The organism is Micromonospora sp. Utrum1, from assembly GCF_057197805.1.
This window is the reverse complement of the sequence record NZ_CM170071.1, coordinates 6,964,305-6,983,929: the sequence shown is the minus strand read 5'-3', so window position 1 is coordinate 6,983,929 and position 19,625 is coordinate 6,964,305. Positions and strand designations below refer to the sequence as shown.

Genomic DNA, 19,625 nt, shown 5'->3' with positions numbered 1-19,625 from the left:
GTGCGTGTCCTTCACCCAGGGGTAGAAGCTGGGGCGCCTCCCCTCGACATCCGTCCCAAGAAATTTTCCGCGGCCGCTAGAGGGGATAGGTGCGGGCCACCGCCAGCATCTCCGAGCTGTGCGAACCGACCACGCCGACGTCCGCGGGCCGGGCCCGGAACCCGGGAAGCCCGCCCAGCCCGTCGCTGGCGTCCATCGCGCGCAGGTTCACCTGTCCCGCCTTCGGCACCAGGGTTAGGGTGACCTCGACGCCCTCGGGCGGCGGGGCGTGGAAGACGACGCCGAAGCCCCACCGGCCCTCGCGGGCCTTGACCGGCACGTCCCGCCCGGCCACCGTCGCCGAGCGCACCTCGGCGGTGGAGGTGTCCACGTGCAGGGAGAGCAGGCGGACCGGTCGCTGGGGCAGCACCCGGACGCGCAGCACCCGCTGGTCACCCGAGCGGGTGTCGGAGAGGGTGTCCAGCTTCGGGGCGGGCAGGCTCGCCGCCTGCGCCGGCCCGGCCCGCAGCTCCGCGTCACCCAGCCCCGGGAAGTCGTCGGCCACAGAGACGGTGCCGTCGACGTAGCCGTCGGTCCAGGACTGCGGGTCCTCCTCGTGGCTGAGCCACTGCGCCTTGCCGGTGCCGGCGTCGAGGGCGTACATGAGGTGGGTCGGCACGGGGTGCGCGGCGTCGAAGCGGTCCACGGCCAGGCCGACCCCGGCGAGCACCACGGCGGCGAGCGCGGCGGCGCCGGCCGGCAGCGTGCCGAGCCGGCGGGCCCGGAGCGCCACCAGGCCCCGCTGGCCGCCGGCCTGCGGGTGCAGCAGGTCCACCACGGGCAGCGCGGCCAGGCCGAGCAGCACCGCGAAGAGCGCCGCCACACCACCCATGCCCATGCCGAGCGCGGGGAAGAGCAGCACCACGGTGGGCAGCAGGATCACCACGGCCACCGCGCCGGCCAGGGTCACTGCGACCACCGGCCAGGGGCCGTCCCGCCGGGTGGCCAGCGCCGCCAGGCCGGCCAGGGCGCCGGCCAGGGCGGGCAGGGTGGTCAGGTACGCCCCACCGGGCACCAGCACGGCGAGCAGCACCCCGAACAGGGCCAGCCAGAACAGCCCGCCGAAGGCCAGGGCGGCCGGGCCGAACCGACGGCGGGTCAGCGCGTACCAGGCGAACAGGATCGCGGCGGCGAGCGCCACCACGGCGAGCCGGTACCAGACCGGGCGGTAGGGGTCGAGCAGCTCGGCGTAGCCGGGGCGGATGGTCGTGATCGCGGTCCAGAGCAGCCCCGCGCTCAGCGGGGCGGCGACGATCGGGACCAGGGTCAGCCCGACGCCGGCCGCGAGCCGTCCTGCGGTGGCCCGGCCGCGCCGGCGCAGCAGCCAGCCGAGCGCGCCGACCGCGACCAGGGCGGCCAGCGCCAGCGGCAGGGTCAGCCACCCGGGATAGCGGACCAGTCCGCCGGGCACCGGGAAGTAGGTGTCGTCGTGGCCGGACCGCAGGTCGCGCAGGTCGGTCCGGCCGAACTCGCGGGCCAGGCCGAGGGCGTTGTCGCCGTGCATCTGGAGGCTGCCCCGGTTCATCGCCGCTGGCACGTCGAGCGGGGTGTGGTAGACCGCGCCCCCGTCGATGTACGCCGAGTTCAGCCCGACGAACCGGTGGTCGAGGAAGGCGGTGAAGTCGGTGTCGTTGGGCAGCGCCCGGTAGATCTCCACCGCGAACGAGGTGCCCACCGGGTGCGGGGCGGCCCGGCCGAAGGCCTCCACCAGCTTCGCGTTGTTCCGGGACGTCTCGAACATGATCACCGGACCGGTGGAGCCGCGCGCCTCCAGGTTGAGCACCACGCCGCCGTCGGCGGCCAGCGGGTGGTCGGCGGCGAAGCCGGCGGCGCCGCAGAGGCAGGCCTCCTCCGCGTCGGTGAGCACGAGGACCACGTCGTTGCGGGGACGCGGGCCGGCGGCCAGCGCCCGGGCCACCTCCAGGATGGTGGACGTGCCGGCGGCGTCGTCGTTGCCGCCCGGCCCGGACTGCACCGAGTCGTAGTGGGCCACCAGGAAGACCCGCCCGGTGGGGTCGGTGCCGGGCAGCCGGGCCACCACGTTGCGGACCCGGGCCAGGGTCGCGCCGCCGGCCGCCCCGCTGAGCTGCCCGGCCTCCGGGGCCACGGTGTCCTGCACCTCGGTCTCCAGGCCCAGCCCGCGCAGCACGCCCACGACGTGCTCCCGGACCTGGTCGTTGGCGGCGCTGCCGGCCACGTGCGGCCGCGCCGCGATGACCTTGACATTCTGGTACGCCCGCTCGGCGCTGAACGCGTCCGCCGGGGCGTCGGCGGGGCGCGGCGCCGGGGTGGCCAGGTCGACCAGGACGCCGGCGCCCACGGCGAGCAGCGCGGCCAGCGCGGCGAGCGCGGCGGGCAGCCGCCGGCGGGGCCGGGCCAGCGCCCGGTCGGCCGGTCGGGTGGGCGGTACGCCCGGCGGCCGGGCCGGCGCGCGGTCGGCGGGGCGGGTGGGGGGTACGCCCACGGTGACTCCTCGGGGTGCTTCGGGTTGGGCATCATCCTGCACCCGTGCGGCCTGCGTGGGCACTCCCTCCGGCCGGTGTGATCCGGGCCGGACGCCGGTCGCGGCGTAACATCGGGCGTCGGCCGTGCCGCTGTCCGTTAGGTGGGTCTGCCCGCCCCGACTCCGCTCGTGTTGTGTGCGACCGTTGTCTGATACAGGATCAGCGGGGCACTCGGAAGGAGCCCGACATCACCAGCGAACTCCCGCGTCTCGCGGCGGTGACCCGGCCGCACCGGGGGGCCGGTCTGGCCGGTGCCCCCGTGGTGCCGCAGGCGGGGCTCGGGCACTACGGCAGCGTGCCGCCCGGCGAGCGGCTGCGGGTCCTGCTGGTCGAGGACGACGAGGGCGACGCCTTCCTGGTCGGCGAGCTGCTCGCCGAGACCAACTCGATGATCGACCTGCTGGTCGCCACCAGTCTCAGCGAGGCCCGGCAGCGGGTGATGGGGGTCGACTGCGTCCTGCTCGACCTGGGCCTGCCCGACGCGCAGGGCCTGGACGGGCTGCGCCAGGTGCTGGAGATGGCCAGCGGGTCGGCGGTCTGCGTGCTCACCGGCCGCTCCGACGAGCACCTGGGCATCGTCGCGGTCGCCGAGGGCGCACAGGACTACCTGGTCAAGGGGCAGGTTGACGGGGTCCTGCTGACCCGGGCGCTGCGCTACGCGGTGGAGCGCAAGCGGGCCGACGAGAACGCCCGCCGGCTGCGCGAGGTGGAGCTGCGCCAGGCCGAGTCGGCGCGCCTGGAGCGCGGCCTGCTGCCCCAGCCGCTGATGACCACCGACCAGGTGTCGGTGCACACCTTCTACCGCCCGGGCCGGCACGCCGCGCTGATCGGCGGTGACTTCTACGACGTGGTGCAGACCCGGCCGGACCGGATCGACCTGATCGTCGGCGACGTCTGCGGCCACGGCGTGGATGAGGCCGCCCTCGGCGTCGAGCTGCGGGTCGCCTGGCGGGCCCTGGTCCTTGCCGGGGTGCCGGACGAGGAGGTGCTGCCCGCGCTGGAGCAGGTGCTGATGAGCGAGCGCCGGCTCCAGGAGATTTTCGCCACGGTGGCCACCACCCGGCTCGACCTGGCGGCCAACCGGGCCACCGTGCGACTCGCCGGTCATCCGCCGCCGTTGCTGCTCAGCGGGGGTAAGGTCGCCCCGGTGCCGGCGCGCGGCGGTCTGCTGCTCGGCGTACGGCCGCGCCGGCCTGTTGCCTTCGACCTGGAGTTCGACACCGATGACTGGTCCCTGCTGATGTACACCGACGGCCTCATCGAGGGTCGGGTGGGCACCGGTGACGACCGGCTGGACGTGCCGGGGCTGACCGACCTGCTCGCCGACCCGGCCAACCGCGCCGTGCCCCTGGCCGAGCTGCCCGCCTGGCTGGTCGGCCGGGCCGAGCAGCTCAACGGCGGCCCGCTCGCCGACGACGTCGCCATGCTGCTGCTCACCCGGGGCGCCGGCCGGTGAGCGCGAGGTGTGAGCCGCTTCTGCGGGCCGCGCAGTCGCGAACGGAGATTGTTCTGTGAAGGCGTACCAGCAGGGGTGGACCCTGCGGCGGCGGGTCGGCGCGCTGCTCGGCGTGGTGCTGGTGCTGCTGCTCGCGCTGGCCGCGGCCGAGGCCACCCTCGCCGCCAAGAACCGGCAGAACATCGACGCGGTGCTGCTCAAGACCGGCCCGTTGCGGGTTCAGGCGCAGGAGCTGATGAGCGCCCTGCTCGACCAGGAGACCGCCGTCCGCGGCTACGCGGTGAACGCCGACCGCAACGACCTGGAGCCCTACCAGGAGGGTCTGCGGCGGGAGCAGGACACCGTCGCGGAGATGCGGAAGCTGGCCGTCGACTACCCGGACGTGCTGCGCGAGGTGGATGTCGTCGAGCAGCGGGCGGCGCAGTGGCGGGCCACCGTCGCCGAGCCCGTGATCACCACGACCGAGCACAGCGGCCCGTCCGCCGGCCGGGCGCTGATCACCGACGAGACCCGGCAGCAGTTCGAAGGCATCCGGTCCGCGGTGGACGCGCTGCAGGGTGAGATCCTCGAGGTCCGGCAGCAGACCGCCGACAAGGTCAACGCGACCAGCAACGTGCTGGTGGTGCTCCTGATCATCGCGGCCCTGGTGGTGGCGGTGGCCGGCGCGGTTCTGCTGCTCTCGCTGGACCGGATCCTGATCCGGCCGCTGGCCGGCCTCGTCACCCAGGTGCGCGAGGTCGCCTCGGGCGACTACCGGCACCACATCGAGGGCTCCGGCCCGCCGGAGTTCCGCCTGCTCGCCGACGACATCGACCTCATGCGGCAGAAGATCGCCCGGGAGCTGGACGAGGTCCGCGAGGCCCGGGAGCGCATCGAGTGGGTCAACAGCCAGCTCCAGAAGCAGGCCGAGGAGCTCACCCGCTCCAACCGTGACCTGGAGCAGTTCGCGTACGTCGCCTCGCACGACCTCCAGGAGCCGCTGCGCAAGGTGGCCAGCTTCTGCCAGCTCCTCCAGCGGCGCTACTCCGGTCAGCTCGACGAGCGGGCCGACCAGTACATCGCGTTCGCGGTGGACGGCGCGCAGCGGATGCAGCGGCTGATCAACGACCTGCTCGCGTTCTCCCGGATCGGCCGGCTCACCACCGGCTTCACCGAGGTCGACCTGAACAAGGTGATGGGCGACGTGGCCGGGCAGACCGAGGCGGCCCGGCAGTACGCCGACGCCGAGCTGACCTGGGACCGGCTGCCGGTGATCCGCGGCGAGGAGCCGCTGCTGACCAACCTGCTGGCCAACCTGGTCAGCAACTCGATCAAGTTCCGCCGGCCCGACGTGCCGCCGCGGGTGCACGTCTCCGCCCGGCTGGTCGACGACGAGTGGGAGATCAGCTGCCGGGACAACGGCATCGGGATCGAGCCGGAGTTCGCCGACAAGATCTTCGTGATCTTCCAGCGGCTGCACGCCAAGGACGCCTACCCGGGCACCGGCATCGGGCTGGCCATCGTCAAGAAGATCGTGGAATACCACGGCGGCCGGGTCTGGGTGGACACCGACGCCGCGGAGGGCACCACGATCCGGTTCGCCCTCCCCGCCCTGCCCGAGGACGTGGAGGCGGCACGGGCGGCGGAGCCGGCCGCGGACGAGGAGTCGACCGGGGACGGGACTGCGACCGGGGACGGCGCCGAGGACGCCGCGGTGAGCATGGCCCGGCAGCCGGACGGCACGGCACGGGAAGACACGCCCGAGGGGGCGGTCCGAGACGGTACAACGGGTGGCATGAAGGAGACGGTGGGATGACCGCGCCGGCGGACGGCAAGAGCCCGATCGAGGTCCTGCTCGTCGAGGACGACCCGGGCGACGTGCTGATGACCCAGGAGGCGTTCGAGGAGCACAAGCTCCGCAACCGCCTCACGGTCGTCTCGGACGGCGCCGAGGCGCTGGCCTACCTGCGCCGCGAGGGCCAGTACGCGGACGCGATCACCCCGGACCTGGTCCTGCTCGACCTCAACCTGCCCCGCCGGGACGGCCGGGAGGTGCTGGAGGAGATCAAGAAGGACGAGCAGCTCTGCCGGATCCCGGTCGTGGTGCTCACCACATCCCAGGCCGACGAGGACATCCTGCGCAGCTACCAGCTGCACGCCAACGCCTACGTGACCAAGCCGGTGGACTTCGAGCGCTTCATCTCGGTGGTCCGCCAGATCGACGAGTTCTTCGTCAGCGTGGTCAAGCTGCCGCCGCGTGGCTGACCAGCTGCTGGACGAGGTCGGCGCGCTGCTGCGGGAGGCCGCGGCCGACGTCGTGGTGCCGCTGTTCCGCCGCCTCGACGACGCCGACATCTCCGAGAAGGCACCCGGCGAGGTGGTCACCGTCGCGGACCGGAAGGCCGAGGCGCTGATCTCCGCCGGGCTGCGGCGGCTCCGCCCCGACTCGGTGGTGGTCGGTGAGGAGGCGGTCGCCGAGGACCCGACCCTGCTGCGGCACCTGCGCGGCGCCGGCGACGTGTGGCTGGTCGACCCGGTGGACGGCACCTCCAACTTCGCCGCCGGCCGGCGCCCGTTCGCCCTGATGGTGGCGCTGCTGACCGACGGGGAGCCGGTCGCCTCCTGGGTCTACGACCCGCTGGACGGCACGATGGCCACCTGCCGGGCGGGCGAGGGCACCTGGCTGGACGGCACGCGGGTGCGCACGGCCGGGCCGGAGCCGGCGGTGGGCGCGCTGCGCGGCACCGCGACGACCCGCTTCCTGCCCCCGGACCTCCGGCGCAGCGTGGAGGCCGGCGGCCGGCGGCTCGGCGAGCTGCTGCCCGGTCAGCACTGCGCCGGCCGGGAATACCTCGACATGCTCACCGGCACGCAGCAGTTCGTGCTCTTCTGGCGCACCCTGCCCTGGGACCATGCGCCGGGCACGCTGCTCGTCCGGGCGGCGGGCGGCGTGGCCCGCCGGTTCGACGGGACCGACTACCACCCCGCCGACGAGGGCAAGGGCCTGCTGGTCGCGGTCAGCGAGGAGATCTGGGACGAGGTCAGAGACGCCCTGCTGGGCGGCTGAGCGAGCGGTCCGCGACGGCCCCGGCACGGTGCGTCGACGATCCGCGTCGCCCGAGGTCGGGGGCATGGCGCGGGGCGTGTGGTCCGGTATCGTGACCGGCGGTCTCCGCCAGCAGGCCGCCGCCCGGGGCCGGTGGAGCCGCCGCCGCGCAAGGTCGACTCGGGGGGCCGGCGGTCGACGGAAGGACCTCTACGTGCCCAGGACCAGGCTCACCCGCCGGCGGGTCCGCCGGTCGTTGCTCGCTCTGCTCGCCGCGACGGCCCTGCTGCTGGGCGCCGGTCCCGCCCCCGCCGGGGCGGCCGCCGCCGCGCCCACCCCGAACGCCCCCGACGAGGGCGGCAGCAAGCAGCTCCGGGCGGCCCTGGAGGCGGCGGCGAAGGGCCACATCGAGGCCAAGAACCGGCTCGACAACTCCAAGCGCCGGCAGGTCGCGCTCGCCGGCCAGCTCAAGCAGACCGAGGTACGCCTGGTCGAGCTGTCCGCGCAGGTGGGCGAGGTGGCCGCGCAGTCCTACCGGCTGGGCCGGCTGACCCCGGTGTCGATGCTGCTGGCCAGCTCCGACCCGGACGCGTTCCTCGAGCGGGCGGCCGAGCTGGACATGATGGCGCAGCGGGACAGCAAGCGCCTGCACGATCTCAACGAGGCGAAGGCCCAGGCCGCCGAGGCCAAGGTGGCCATCGACACCGAGGTCCGGGAGCAGCAGAAGCAGCTCGCCGTGCTGGCCAAGAAGAAGCGGGACGCCGAGGTCGCGCTCGCCAAGGTCAGCTCCGGCGCCGGCTCCGGCTTCAGCGGCGGCTCGTCCTCGGCCAAGCCGGCGCCGCGCAACCCGGACGGCTCGTGGCCGTCGGAGTCCTGCTCGGTGAACGACCCGACGCCGGCCGACGGCTGCATCACCCCGCGCACCCTGCACATGCTCGAGCAGGCCAAGGCGGCCGGCTACAAGCGCTACGCCTCCTGCCACCGCAGCGGTGGCGGCGGCGAGCACCCGAAGGGTCGCGCCTGCGATTTCGCGGCCGCCACCGGCGGCTTCGAGGACGTCTCGGCCACCGGGGGCGACAAGGCGTACGGGGACAGCCTCGCCAGCTGGGCGAAGAACAACGCGAGCCGGCTGGGCATCATGTACGTCATCTGGTATCGCCAGATCTGGATGCCGAACACCGGCTGGCGGGCGTACAGCGGGGGTGGCAGTCCCGCCGCGGACCACACAAACCATGTTCACATCTCGATGTATTGACCCGCTCCGCCGGGAACGCTGCGTAGCATCGCCACGGTGAGCAGCACATCGTCCGACGTCGTCGCGGAGCCGGCGCCGAGCGCGCCGGTCCCGCCGCGGGCCCTGCCGAACGGGCTCGCCGCGTTCCTGGTCTTCCTCTCCAGCGGGGCGGTGCTGGTGCTGGAGACGGTCTCGCTCCGCCTGGTCGGCCCGTACGTCGGGGTGACCCTCCAGGTGACCAGCTCGGTGATCGGCATGGCGCTGGCCGCCATCGCGTACGGGGCGTGGATGGGCGGGTGGCTGGCCGACCGGCGGGACCCCCGCACCCTGCTCGCCCCGGCCCTGGTGCTGGCCGGCATCGCCACCGCGGTCACCCTGCCGGTGGTCCGGTACGCCGGTGAGGCGCTGCGCGGCGGCGCGGCGAGCGCGGTCCTGCTCCTGACCGCGTTGGCGGTGCTGCTGCCGGCGGCGTTGCTGGCCGGGGTCACCCCGCTGGTGGTGAAACTCCAGCTCGCCGACCTGCGCCGCACCGGGCAGGTGGTCGGCCGGCTCTCCGGCATCGGCACCCTGGGCGGCATCACGGCCACCCTGGTGACCGGCTTCGTGCTGGTGGCGGCGCTGCCGAGCACGGTGATCGTGCTCGCGCTGGCCGGCGTGCTGGGGGTGACCGGGCTGGTGCTCGGGGCGTACCTGCGCCGGGGGTCGGGGGCGGAGCTGCCCGGTCCCACCCGGGCCAAGGCCGCCCTGGCGGTGCTCGGCCTGGCCGGGGCCGGCCTCTCCGCGGTCGCCCCGAACCCGTGCGATGTCGAGACGGCCTACCACTGCGCCCGCGTCGAGGTGGACGGGCAGTGGACCGAGGGGCGAACGCTCTACCTCAACTCCGCCGAGCACTCGTACGTGAACCTGGCCGACCCGACCCACCTGAAGTACGCGTACACCCAGTGGATCGGCCTGGTCGCGGACCTGGCGCGGCCGGCGAAGCAGCGGATGGACGCGCTGCACCTGGGCGGCGGCGGCTTCACCATGCCGCGCTACCTGGCGGCGACCCGGCCGGGCAGCGACAACCTGGTCTTCGAGATCGACGGCGGCCTGGTCGAGCTGGACCGGCGGGAGCTGGGCGTGCGCACCGGGCCGCAGCTGCGCGCCCGGGTGGGGGACGCGCGGGTGCTGCTCGGCGCCGAGCCCGGCGACAGCCGCGACTTCATCGTCGGCGACGCCTTCGGGCACCTGGTGGTGCCCTGGCACCTGGCCACCCGCGAGATGGCCGCCGACATCCGCCGGGTGCTCCGCCCGGACGGCATCTACGTGCAGAACGTCATCGACTACCCGCCGGACCGGTTCATCCGGGCCGAGCTGGCCACCGTGGCGGCCGAGTTCCGCCACGTCGCGCTGATCGCCCCGCCCGGCGCGATCGCCGGGCAGCACGGCGCGAACTTCGTGATCGTGGCGTCGGACGCGCCGCTGCCGCTGGCCGGGATCCCGGCCCGGCTGCGGCTGCTGCCGGAGCCGGCGACGCTGCTGGACGAGGCGAAGGTGGCCGCGTTCGTCGGGGACGCGATGGTGCTCACCGACGACTACGCGCCGGTGGACCAGCTCCTGGCGACCGCCTGAACGGGTGACTTCGCTGACCGATTTCGACCCACCAGGTGTACGAGGGTCAACCTCGGGCAACTGGACCCACCATGGGTGCAGTGGTCAGGAACGGCGCGCAACTGCTCGGTGAGCGGTACCGGCTGGTCGAACAGCTCGGCGCGGGGGGCATGTCGGTCGTCTGGCGTGGCTACGACGAGGTGCTCGGCCGGCAGGTGGCGATCAAGGTGCTCGCCTCGCGGCTGGCGAGCGACAAGGCGTTCCGGCACCGGATCCGGATCGAGGCGCAGGCCGCCGCGCGGCTCTGCCACCCCAACATCACCAACGTGTACGACTACGGCGAGTCCGTGCAGGTCGGGCTGACCGTCCCGTACGTGGTGATGGAGCTGGTCGACGGCGGGCCGCTGAGCAGCCGGCTCGGCCGGGGCGGGCAGCTGCCCTGGCGGGAGGCGGTGACGATCGGCGCGGAGGTGGCGTCCGCGCTGGCCGCCGCGCACGCCCGGGGTGTGGTGCACCGGGACGTGACCCCCGGCAACGTCATGCTCACCTCGACCGGCGTGAAGGTCGTCGACTTCGGCATCTCGGCGCTGGTGGGGGAGAGCGAGAAGGGCCCGGACGGGGCGCTGCTCGGCACGCCCGCCTACCTGGCCCCGGAGCGGCTGGACAACGGCCAGGTCTCCCCGGCCACCGACGTCTACGCGGTCGGCCTGCTGCTCTACCGGATGCTCACCGGCCGGCTGCCCTGGCAGGCCAGCACCACCACCCAGATGCTCCGCGCCCACATGTACAACGACCCGGACCCGATGCCCCCGGTGGTGGGCCTCCCCGACGAGGTCGCCGAGCTGGTCCGGCGCTGCCTGGCCAAGCGCCCGGAGGACCGCCCCGCCACCGCCGAGGTGGCCCGTACGCTCGCCGAGGCGGCCGGGATCGCGGCGATCGTGCCGGTCTCCCCGGCGCTCGGCCAGTTCGACCCGGCGCTGATGGAGAACGCCGGCACCACGATCCTGCCCTGGTCCACGGGCACCGACGCGCTGCCCTTCTCGGCCGTCCGCACCCGTACCCGCCGGTCCGCGACCCGGCGCAAGGTGGAGGCCGGGGTGGCCGCCGCCGGTCTGATCGCGGTCACCGCGACCCTGTGGGGAGTCACCTCCAAGAGCCCGGCCAGCGGCGGGGTGGAGCCGACCGAGGCCCGGATGGGTGCGCCCGAGCCGATCCCATGCGCCGTCGACTACGTGCTGCGCCGCGACTCCGGCAAGGACTTCACCGCGGACCTGACCCTCACCAACACCGGCACCCGCGAGCTGCGCGACTGGACCATGAGCTTCACCTTCCCCGGCCGGCAGACGGTCAGCGCGGCCCAGCCGGCGGTACGCCAGCATGGCAGGACGGTGCTGCTCCAGGCGCCGGCCACCGACGCCGCGTTGGCTCCGGGCGCCTCGAAGAAGGTCTCGTTGACCGGCAGCTACACCGGGGGCAACCCGCTGCCGGTGGAGTTCAAGGTCGGGGAGAGCACCTGCGGCGTGCAGGTGTCCGGCGTCGCCGGCTCAGTGCCGACCACCGCGCCGCCGACGACCAGGCCGCCCGCCAAGCCGCCGGCCAAGGCGCCCGCGAAGCCCGCCGCGAAGAGCGGGGGCGGGCAGACGTCCGGCAAGTCCAAGCCCGACAATTCCGGCAAGGGCAAGGTGAGTGGCAAGGGAAAAGGGAAGTGAACCGCACGAAGGGGGGTGGATCCGGCGGTAAGGGCGGGAAGAAGTGACGGTCAGCCCAGTCCGGCGAACTGCTGCACCCGGCCGATCGGTCCCTCCACGATGAGCATGCTGTCCGGCTGGAGAACGGTGTCCGGGCCGGCGTAGCGGAACGGCTCGCCGGAGAGCTTCGCGCCGACCACCATCACCCCGTACCGGTCGGTCGGGGCCAGCTCCCGCAGCGACCGGCCGACGAGCGACGCGGGCACCCGGACCTTGGCGATGGCGAAGTCGTCGCCGAACTCGATGAAGTCGAGCATCCGGCTGACGATCAGATGCGCCACCCGTTCGCTGGTCTCGGCCTCCGGGAACATCACGTGGTGCGCCCCCACCGAGTGCAGGATCTTCGCGTGCTTCTCGGAGGTGGCCCGCGCCCAGATCTGCGGGATGTCCAACTCGGTCAGGGCCAGCACGGTGAGCACGCTCGCCTCGACCGAGGCGCCGATGGCCACCACCACCCGCCGGAACTCGGCGACGCCCAGCTGGCGCAGCACGTTCTCCTCGGTGGTGTCCGCCTGTACCACCCGGTCCAGCCGGGACGCCCAGCGCTGCACCCGCTCCTGCTCGTGGTCGATGGCGAGCACGTCCTGGTCGAGTTGCAGCAGTGCGCCGGCCAGCCGGGAGCCGAACCGGCCCAGGCCGATCACCACGATGCTGCTGTCGTCCGTCCTCCTAGCCGACAATGGGTTGCTCCTCCGGGTAGCGGTACAGGTGTCGCCCGGTGTTCAACGCGATCGCGGACCCGAGCGTGAGCGGGCCGACCCGACCGATGAACATGAGCACGATGAGCACGTACTGGCCGGGTTGCGACAGATTCGGGGCCAGGCCGGTGGAGAGCCCCGTGGTGCTGAACGCGGAGGTCACCTCGAAGACCGCGGCGAAGTTGGGCAGGTTGTCGGTGAACACGATCAGCAGGATCGTGCCGACGACGACCAGCGCCACGCTGAGCAGCGCCACCGTGATCGCCTGGCGCTGGCTGGCCGTGGCCACCCGCCGGTCGCCCACCGCCACGTCCGGCTCGCCGCGCAGCTCGGCCCAGATCACGAAGGCGAGCAGGAAGAACGTGGACACCTTGATGCCGCCGGCGGTGCTGGCGCTGCCGCCGCCGATGAACATCAGCACGATGAGCAGCGGATAGCTCTCGTTGCTGAGCCTGTCGACGTTGATCACGTCGAAGCCACCGGTGCGGCTCAGCGCGATCTGGGAGAACGACGCCAGCACCTTGCCGCCCGCGTCGTAGGTGCCGATGGTGGCCGGGTTGGTCCACTCGGCGAGCAGCAGGAACCCGAAGCCCAGTCCGATCAGCGCGACGCTGCCCCAGATGGTCAACTTGGTGGCGACCGCCCAGCGGCGCGGTTTCCGCCACTCCCGAACGGCCTCGAACAGCGCCGGGAAGCCGAGGCCGCCGATGATCGCGCCCAGGCTCAGCGACAGCGCGACCCACGGGTCGCGGGAGAAGGCCACCAGGCCGTCCGAATAGAGGGTGAAGCCGCCGTTGTTGAACGCCTGGATCGCGTGGAAGGCGGCGAACCAGAGCGCCCGCCCCGGCGGATAGTCGTAGACCAGCCAGAGCCGGCCGGTGATCACCGCGGTCATCACCGCCTCCGTGGCGAAGACCGTCGCGACGATCCGCACCAGCAGCCAGCGGATGTCGCCGAGGCCGAACTCGGCGGTCTCGGCCTGTACCAGCAGCCGGTTGCGCAGGCCGAGCCGCCGGGAGACCACCAGGATCACCAGCGCCGCGACGGTCAGGATGCCCAGGCCGCCGAGCTGGGTGAGCACGGTGATCATGGCCAGGCCGAAGTCGTTCCAGTAGTTCGGCGTGTCGTTGACGGCGAGGCCGGTGACCGAGACCGCCGAGGTCGAGGTGAACAGCGCCGTCACGAAGGGCGTGTAGTGCTGCTCGCTGGTGGCCTGGGGCAGCATCAGCAGGCCGGTGCCGAGCAGGATCACCGCCAAGAACCCGAACGGCACCAGCCGTACGGGGTTCCGGAGCAGGCGGCGCACCAGGTCATCTTCCGTCCGGAGATTCACCGGCAGGTCAGGAACAGACCAACTGCCGGTCAACCGGAACGGGTGGCACGGGCTTGATCCACACCAGTCCGGCGAGGTAGGGGTGTCGGCGGGGCTGGGATACCGCCAGGTCGGCGAGCTGGAGTGGATCAGGGCTGAGGGCGGAGCGGACCCTCGTCCGGGGTGCCGCCTCGTCGTGGCAGCGCCAACCCTGCCCGGCTCGACGGCGGCTCTGCCCGCTCCCGGCCGACCACGACGGCGACTGCCGCCCGCGCCGCCAGCGGTGGCGGGCCGGGACACAGCGGCGCCCCGGCCGGTGGTGCCGGCGGCCACCGCGAAGGGGAGAGTGATCCACCACTCGGGGGTGCTTGTAACGGCGGGCCACCCCACCCTGGTTACTTGTGTGTTTCGGCCACATAGCCCGTGCGTGACGTCACTTCTAGCGTGAGCCGACAACTGACACTTCCCCCTGTCCCCACCTGGAGTCGCAATGACGATCCGGCACACGCGACGGGTGTTCCTTTCCGCCGCCACGGCGATGGCGGCCGCGCTCGCGGCCACGGCCTGTGGCAGCCCGCAGGACACCGCCTCCGGCGGCGGCGACGCCGCACCGGTCAAGGTCGGCCTCGTGTATTCCCAGTCCGGTCCGCTGGCCAGCTACGGCAAGCAGTACATCGAGGGCTTCAAGGCCGGCCTCGACTTCGCCACCAAGGGCACCGGCAAGGTCGGCGACCGGAAGATCGAGCTCACCGAGGTCGACGACGCCGGCGACCCGGCGAAGGCGGTCTCCGCGGCCAAGGACCTGATCGGCAAGGGCACGAAGATCATCGCCGGGTCCACCTCGTCCGGCGTCGCCCTCCAGGTCGCCCCGATCGCGGCGCAGAACAAGGTGCTGTTCATCTCCGGCCCGGCCGCCACCGACGCCGTGACCGGCGCGAACAAGTACACCTTCCGCTCCGGCCGGCAGTCGTACCAGGACGTGGTGACCGCCAAGTCGTTCATCGGCGACGCCGCCGGCAAGAAGGTGGTCGTCTTCGCCCAGGACGGCGCCTTCGGTGACGCGAACGAGGCCGCCGTCAAGGCCGTCATCGGCGGCGCCGGTGCGACCGTGAGCAGCGTCCGGGCCCCGGCCAGCGCGACCGAGTTCACCCCGTTCGCCAGCCAGATCAAGGCCGCCAAGCCGGACCTGCTCTTCGTCGCCTGGGCCGGCACCACCGCCCCGGCCATGTGGCAGACCCTCGACCAGCAGGGCGTGCTCGCCTCCACCACGGTCGTCACCGGCCTGGACATCCGCGCCTCCTGGCCCACCTTCGGCGCGGCCGGCAGCAAGATCTCCTTCCTGTCGCACTACTTCGACGGGGCCAGCGACACCGAGGCCGCCAAGGCCGCCAAGGCCAAGATCCCGGGCGGCACGCTCGACCTGTTCCACCCGGACGGCTTCGCCGCCGCGCAGATGGTCGTCCGCGCCGTGCAGGAGGGCGGCGACGACGTGGAGAAGATGATCAAGGCGCTGGAGGGCTGGCAGTTCGACGGCGTCAAGGGCAAGATGACCATCCGCGCCGAGGACCACGCGCTGCTCCAGCCGATGTACCAGGCGAAGCTCTCCGGCAGCGGCACCGCCTTCACGGCGGCCGCGCAGAAGACCCTGACCGGTGACGAGAGCGCGCCGCCGGTCGCGCAGATGAAGGGCTGACCATGCTCGCCACCCGCGGTCTGACCTGGCGGATCGGTGAGGTCGCCATCGTCGACTCCGTCTACCTCGACCTCGCGCCCGGGGAGTTCCTCGGCGTGATCGGGCCGAACGGCGCCGGCAAGACCTCCCTGTTCAACCTGATCACCGGCCTGCGCCGGCCCACCGAGGGGCGGATCCTGCTGGACGGGGCGGACGTCACCGAACTCCCGCCGCACCAGAGGGCCCGCCTCGGGCTGGGGCGTACCTTCCAGGCGTCCTCGGTCTTCGGTTCGCTGACGGTGCGGGAGAACGTCCGGCTCGCCGTACAGGCGCACCGGGGTGGCTCGATGAAGCTGTGGCGGCGGGCGGCGGCCGACCGGGAGGTGGCCGCCGCCGCCGACGCGGCGCTCGACCGGGTCGGCCTCGCCCACCGGGGTGCGGCGCTGGCCGGCACCCTGGCCCACGGCGAGAAGCGCAAGCTGGAGATCGCCCTGCTGCTCGCCGGGGAGCCCCGGGTGATGCTGCTGGACGAGCCGATGGCCGGGGTGAGCGCCGAGGACGTGCCCGAGCTGGTCAGCGTGATCAAGTCGCTGACCGGGGACAGCGGCCGGTCGGTGCTCATGGTGGAGCACCACATGGACGTGATCCTGGAGCTGGCCGACCGGATCGCCGTGATGCACCACGGCGCGCTGCTGGCCTGCGACACCCCGGACACGGTGATGGCCAACGCCACCGTGCAGGAGGCGTACCTGGGGGAATCGCTATGACGGAACCGATCCTGTCGGTGGAGAACCTGTCCGTGCGGATCGCCGGGCTGCACATCCTCCAGGGGGTGTCCTTCGGGGTCGCGCCGACCGGGGTGACCGTGCTGCTCGGCCGCAACGGCGTCGGCAAGACCACCACGCTGCGCGCGATCGTCGGGCTGACCCCGCGCAACGGCGAGGTCCGCGGCACCGTCCGGATGGGCGCGCAGAGCCTGCTGGCCCGGCCCACCCACCGCCTGGTCCGCGGCGGCCTCGGCTACGTGCCGGAGGACCGCTGCGTCTTCGCCGCGCTCACCGTCGCGGAGAACCTGCGGCTGGCCGAGCGGCGGGGCACCACCCCGGCGTACGACAAGGTCTACGCCCTCTTTCCCGAGCTGGACCGGCGCGGACGGCAACGGGCCGGCTCGCTCTCCGGCGGGCAGCAGCAGATGCTCGCGATCGGCCGGGTGCTGCTCAACGACAACCGGCTGCTGCTGGTCGACGAGCCGACCAAGGGGTTGGCGCCGAAGGTGGTGACCGAGGTGGCCGAGGTGCTGGAACGGGTCGCGGAATCCGTGCCGGTGCTGCTGGTCGAGCAGAACCTGGCCGTGGTGCGGCGGCTGGCGCGCGACGCCGTGGTGCTCTCCGCCGGCAAGGTGGCCTGGACCGGCGACGCGCAGGACCTGCTGCTGGAGACCGCGCTGACCAAGTCGCTGCTGGGCGTCGGCTCCGGTGAGGTTCGAACGAAGGATGGCATCGCGTGAGCACGGTGATCCTGCTGATCCTGACCGGGCTTGGCCTGGCGGCGCTCTACTTCCTGGTCGCCTCGGGTCTCTCCCTGGTCTTCGGCCTGGCCGACGTGCTCAACTTCGCGCACGGCCTCTTCCTCGGCGTCGGGGCGTACGCGACCTGGTGGGCGGCGGGCAACCTGCCCGGGGCCGGCTCGGACGGTTTCGGGTTCGTGGTGGCGGTCGCCTTCGGCGTGCTCGCCGGTGCGGTGGTGGCGGTGCTGGTCGAGCTGGTGCTGATCCGGCCGCTCTACTCCCGCACCATCGAGCAGGTGCTGGTCACCGTCGGTCTGTCGCTGGCCGGGGTGGCGCTGCTCCAGGCCACCTGGGGCGCCGACGCGCGGCCGTTCCCGCGCCCCGGCTGGACCCGGGACGTGACCTCGGTGCTCGGCGCCCAGGTGCCGAACGCCGGGCTGCTGCTGATCGTCGCCGCCGTGGTGGTGCTCGGCGCGCTGCTCGCCTTCCTCCGGTTCACCCGGTACGGCCTGATCATCCGGGCCGGCGTGGAGAACCGGGAGATGGTGACCGCGCTCGGCATCGACGTGCGCAAGGCGTTCACCCTGGTCTTCGCGATCGGCGGGGCGGCCGCCGCGTTGGCCGGCGCGCTCGGCTCGGTCTACTTCGGCACCGTCTCGCCTGGGCAGGGCGGCTCGCTGCTGATCTTCGCGTTCATCGTGGTGGTGATCGGCGGCATGGGCTCGGTGGTCGGGTCCGCGTACGCGGCGGTCGCGGTGGGGCTGCTGCAACAGTTCGTCAACTACTACGGCACGTCCGGGCTGGGTGACCTCTGCGTGGTCGGCCTGCTCGCCGTGGTGCTGCTGCTGCGTCCGCAGGGCCTGGCCGGAAAGGTGGCTCACGCATGACCGAGGTCAAGAGTCCGGAGGTGGCGGCGCCGCCCGCGGCGGTGCCCGACGAGCTGACCCCCGGCCACGCCCGCTGGCACGGCCTGCGCCCGTACGCGCCGCTGGCCGCCCTCGTGGTGGCGGCGATCCTCCCGTATTCCACGGTCAACCTGCCGGGCATCTTCGAGGGGCCGCTGAACTCGCCGGGCACCCTGCAACTGCTCGCCATCTGCCTGGTCTTCGGCGGCCTGGCGGCCGGCTACGACCTGCTCTTCGGGCGCACCGGGATGCTCTCCTTCGGGCACGCCCTCTACTTCGCCGCCGGGGTCTACGGCACCGACGTGCTGGTCACCCGGGCCGGGCTGCCGCTCTGGCAGGCCGCGCTGCTCACCGTCACCGGCGGGACGATCCTCGCCGCGCTGCTCGGCGCGGTCGCGCTGCGCACGGTCGGGATCGCGTTCGCCATGGTGACGCTCGCCTTCGCCCAGGTCGGGGCGATCCTGGTGGCCCGGGACTTCGGCGGGCTGACCGGCGGCGAGGAGGGGCTGCCGCTGGACGTCTCGGGGCTGCCGGCCGCCCTGGTCGGGGTCACCAACACGGTGAACCTCTACTGGCTGGCGCTGGCGTACCTGGCCCTGGTGGTCCTCGTCGTGCACCGGGTCAGCGGCTCGCCGACCGGGCGGGTGCTGGCCGGGCTGCGCGACGACGAGCGGCGGATCGGGGTGCTCGGGCTCGACCCGTACCGGTTCAAGCTGGTCGCGTTCACCCTGGCCGGCGGCCTGGCCACGGCCGGCGGGGTGGTCTACTGCCTGATCGTCGGCGGCGCCAGCACGCACGTCACGTCGAGTGAGCTGACCCTGTCGCTGCTGGTCATGGTGGTGCTCGGCGGCCCCGGCACGCGCTGGGGCCCGGTGCTCGGCGGCATCCTCTACATGTACCTGGACCACCGCCTCACCGCCTTCGGCACCAGCGACGCGGTCAACAACCTCCCGGCGATCCTCAGCCGCCCCCTGTCCCAGCCGCTGTTCGTCCTCGGCACCGTCTTCATCCTGGCCGTCTACTTCTTCCCCGGCGGCCTGGCCAGCCTCCGCACCCGCCTACACCCCCTCCTGACGGCCCTCCGCCGCCGCTGACCCCGGCGTTGATCAAGAAGTTCGCGTCGGGAATCCGCCGTAGGATGACGCAAACTTCTTGATCAACTGGGGAGGGGTCATGGGGGAGAGCAAGCTGGCCGTGGTCAGCGGGGGTGGGACCGGGATCGGGGCCGCCGTGGCGCGGGGGCTCGTCGACGACGGGTACGACGTGGTGATCGTAGGGCGGCGGGGAGACGTGCTCGCGGAGGCCGCCTCGCGGATCGGGGACTCGTGCGGGCGGGCCGACGCGGTCACCCCGGTGGTCGTCGATCTGACCGATCCGGGGCAGGTTTCGGCGGTGGTCGAGGCGGTCGGGGAGCGGACCGTCGACGCGGTGGTGAACAACGCCGGCGGTTACCTGGGCGGACCGACCGACACCCTGGCCGACGTGGCGGCCTGGTGGCGGGCGAACCTCGACGCCAACGTGCTCACCGCGGTCCTGCTCACCGAGGCGCTGCTGCCCGCCCTGCGCCGCCCCGGCGGACGGGTGGTGCTGCTCAGCTCGATCGCCGCCCAGCGGGGCGGGGGCGGACCGTACTCGGCGGCGAAGGCCGCGCTGCACGGCTGGGCGTACGACCTGGCCGCCCAGCTCGGTCCGGAACAGATCACGGTCAACGTGGTCAGCCCCGGATACGTCGTCGAGACCGAGTTCTTCGGCGACCGGATGACCCCGGAGGGGCACGCCAAGCGGGTGGCCGCCACCCTGGTCGGCCGGGCCGGCGTGCCGGACGACATCGCGGCCGCTGTCCGCTACCTGGTCGGCCCGTCCGCCGGCTACGTCACCGGCCAGGTGCTCGGCGTCAACGGCGGCTCCGTCCTCGGCCGCTGACGCGGAAGGGGC

The 19,625-nt window shown here is 73.2% G+C and carries 16 protein-coding genes; 13 read left to right on the top strand and 3 right to left on the bottom strand.

Translation table 11 applies throughout. The features are described from left to right. Positions 1-76 precede the first annotated feature (76 nt). Entirely contained in the window at positions 77-2,503 is a 2,427-nt protein-coding gene (locus AC0OLQ_RS32845; RefSeq protein WP_484529362.1) for a M28 family peptidase, read from the bottom strand. A 299-nt stretch (positions 2,504-2,802) separates the two neighbouring features. On the opposite strand from AC0OLQ_RS32845, the gene AC0OLQ_RS32840 reads away from it, so the two are divergent. From AC0OLQ_RS32840 to AC0OLQ_RS32810, 7 genes are all read left to right on the top strand, one after another. After that, complete coding sequence (locus AC0OLQ_RS32840) at positions 2,803-3,999, top strand: PP2C family protein-serine/threonine phosphatase (RefSeq protein ID WP_357338443.1); 1,197 nt, start codon at positions 2,803-2,805, stop codon at positions 3,997-3,999. A 55-nt stretch (positions 4,000-4,054) separates the two neighbouring features. Further along, complete coding sequence (locus tag AC0OLQ_RS32835; protein ID WP_484529361.1) at positions 4,055-5,794, top strand: sensor histidine kinase; 1,740 nt, start codon at positions 4,055-4,057, stop codon at positions 5,792-5,794. Further along, positions 5,791-6,243, top strand: coding sequence for a response regulator (locus tag AC0OLQ_RS32830; RefSeq protein WP_357338445.1), 453 nt, complete (start codon positions 5,791-5,793; stop codon positions 6,241-6,243). Before AC0OLQ_RS32835 ends, AC0OLQ_RS32830 begins: the two co-directional genes overlap by 4 nt. Further along, the gene (locus tag AC0OLQ_RS32825) at positions 6,236-7,045 is read left to right on the top strand and encodes an inositol monophosphatase family protein (RefSeq protein ID WP_484529360.1); all 810 of its coding nucleotides are present in this window, start codon (positions 6,236-6,238) and stop codon (positions 7,043-7,045) included. The genes AC0OLQ_RS32830 and AC0OLQ_RS32825 overlap by 8 nt, the downstream gene beginning before the upstream one ends. 193 nt (positions 7,046-7,238) lie before the next feature. Further along, positions 7,239-8,279: a coiled-coil domain-containing protein gene (locus AC0OLQ_RS32820; protein WP_484529359.1), complete on the top strand. Its 1,041-nt coding sequence runs from the start codon at positions 7,239-7,241 to the stop codon at positions 8,277-8,279. 36 nt (positions 8,280-8,315) lie between these two features. After that, the gene (locus AC0OLQ_RS32815; RefSeq protein WP_484529358.1) at positions 8,316-9,869 is read left to right on the top strand and encodes a fused MFS/spermidine synthase; all 1,554 of its coding nucleotides are present in this window, start codon (positions 8,316-8,318) and stop codon (positions 9,867-9,869) included. A 71-nt stretch (positions 9,870-9,940) separates the two neighbouring features. Further along, the gene (locus AC0OLQ_RS32810) at positions 9,941-11,557 is read left to right on the top strand and encodes a serine/threonine-protein kinase (protein WP_484529357.1); all 1,617 of its coding nucleotides are present in this window, start codon (positions 9,941-9,943) and stop codon (positions 11,555-11,557) included. A 50-nt stretch (positions 11,558-11,607) separates the two neighbouring features. Here the strand turns inward: AC0OLQ_RS32810 and AC0OLQ_RS32805 are convergent, their stop codons facing one another. Both AC0OLQ_RS32805 and AC0OLQ_RS32800 read right to left on the bottom strand, forming a co-directional pair. Then, the gene (locus tag AC0OLQ_RS32805; protein WP_484529356.1) at positions 11,608-12,276 is read right to left on the bottom strand and encodes a potassium channel family protein; all 669 of its coding nucleotides are present in this window, start codon (positions 12,274-12,276) and stop codon (positions 11,608-11,610) included. Beyond that, positions 12,266-13,600: a TrkH family potassium uptake protein gene (locus AC0OLQ_RS32800; RefSeq protein WP_484529355.1), complete on the bottom strand. Its 1,335-nt coding sequence runs from the start codon at positions 13,598-13,600 to the stop codon at positions 12,266-12,268. The genes AC0OLQ_RS32805 and AC0OLQ_RS32800 overlap by 11 nt, the downstream gene beginning before the upstream one ends. 496 nt (positions 13,601-14,096) lie before the next feature. Between AC0OLQ_RS32800 and AC0OLQ_RS32795 the strand changes: the two genes are divergently transcribed. The 6 genes from AC0OLQ_RS32795 (at position 14,097) to AC0OLQ_RS32770 (ending at position 19,613) form a co-directional block, all read left to right on the top strand. After that, positions 14,097-15,299, top strand: coding sequence for a substrate-binding domain-containing protein (locus AC0OLQ_RS32795; protein WP_357338468.1), 1,203 nt, complete (start codon positions 14,097-14,099; stop codon positions 15,297-15,299). Positions 15,300-15,301: 2 nt separating this feature from the next. After that, positions 15,302-16,045 carry an ABC transporter ATP-binding protein gene (locus AC0OLQ_RS32790; protein WP_484529354.1) on the top strand — a complete coding sequence of 248 codons (744 nt, stop codon included), beginning with the start codon at positions 15,302-15,304 and terminating at the stop codon, positions 16,043-16,045. Continuing rightward, complete coding sequence (locus tag AC0OLQ_RS32785; RefSeq protein WP_484529353.1) at positions 16,042-16,785, top strand: ABC transporter ATP-binding protein; 744 nt, start codon at positions 16,042-16,044, stop codon at positions 16,783-16,785. The genes AC0OLQ_RS32790 and AC0OLQ_RS32785 overlap by 4 nt, the downstream gene beginning before the upstream one ends. Next, positions 16,782-17,672 (top strand): branched-chain amino acid ABC transporter permease, encoded by an 891-nt coding sequence (locus tag AC0OLQ_RS32780; protein WP_357338477.1) that lies wholly within the window; start codon positions 16,782-16,784, stop codon positions 17,670-17,672. Before AC0OLQ_RS32785 ends, AC0OLQ_RS32780 begins: the two co-directional genes overlap by 4 nt. Continuing rightward, positions 17,669-18,784, top strand: coding sequence for a branched-chain amino acid ABC transporter permease (locus AC0OLQ_RS32775; RefSeq protein WP_484529352.1), 1,116 nt, complete (start codon positions 17,669-17,671; stop codon positions 18,782-18,784). The genes AC0OLQ_RS32780 and AC0OLQ_RS32775 overlap by 4 nt, the downstream gene beginning before the upstream one ends. 79 nt (positions 18,785-18,863) lie before the next feature. After that, positions 18,864-19,613: an SDR family NAD(P)-dependent oxidoreductase gene (locus tag AC0OLQ_RS32770; RefSeq protein ID WP_484529351.1), complete on the top strand. Its 750-nt coding sequence runs from the start codon at positions 18,864-18,866 to the stop codon at positions 19,611-19,613. Positions 19,614-19,625 lie beyond the last annotated feature (12 nt).

Bases quoted from the DNA above. Each gene is read 5' to 3' on its own strand.
- AC0OLQ_RS32830 (WP_357338445.1), top strand. From the start codon at position 5,791: ATGACCGCGCCGGCGGACGGCAAGAGCCCGATCGAGGTCCTGCTCGTC.
- AC0OLQ_RS32810 (WP_484529357.1), top strand. From the start codon at position 9,941: ATGGGTGCAGTGGTCAGGAACGGCGCGCAACTGCTCGGTGAGCGGTAC.
- AC0OLQ_RS32795 (WP_357338468.1), top strand. From the start codon at position 14,097: ATGACGATCCGGCACACGCGACGGGTGTTCCTTTCCGCCGCCACGGCG.
- AC0OLQ_RS32790 (WP_484529354.1), top strand. From the start codon at position 15,302: ATGCTCGCCACCCGCGGTCTGACCTGGCGGATCGGTGAGGTCGCCATC.
- AC0OLQ_RS32785 (WP_484529353.1), top strand. From the start codon at position 16,042: ATGACGGAACCGATCCTGTCGGTGGAGAACCTGTCCGTGCGGATCGCC.
- AC0OLQ_RS32775 (WP_484529352.1), top strand. From the start codon at position 17,669: ATGACCGAGGTCAAGAGTCCGGAGGTGGCGGCGCCGCCCGCGGCGGTG.
- AC0OLQ_RS32770 (WP_484529351.1), top strand. From the start codon at position 18,864: ATGGGGGAGAGCAAGCTGGCCGTGGTCAGCGGGGGTGGGACCGGGATC.